The following is a 263-nucleotide window of genomic DNA, read 5'->3' on the forward strand; positions in this document are numbered from 1 at the left end:
GTGATAATGTTGTAGAAGTTTTAGCAACTGGCGGTAATGCATTTTTAGGTGGTGATGATTTTGATAATAAATTAATCGACTTTTTAGCAAATGAGTTTAAAGATGAAACAGGTATTGATCTTAAAAACGATGTAATGGCTTTACAAAGATTAAAAGAAGCAGCTGAAAATGCTAAAAAAGAATTAAGTTCAGCTAATGAAACTAATATTAATTTACCATTTATCACAGCTGATGCAAGTGGTCCAAAACACTTAACTAAAACT

The 263-nt window shown here is 29.7% G+C and carries 1 protein-coding gene; it reads left to right on the forward strand.

What is annotated here, in order from left to right:
* Positions 1-263 (forward strand): Hsp70 family protein (locus PF021_RS08555; protein WP_271022061.1); only part of this gene is annotated, 263 nt, incomplete at both ends.

The sequence above is a fragment of the Helicobacter ibis genome, assembly GCF_027859255.1.
Taxonomy (GTDB): domain Bacteria; phylum Campylobacterota; class Campylobacteria; order Campylobacterales; family Helicobacteraceae; genus Helicobacter_D; species Helicobacter_D ibis.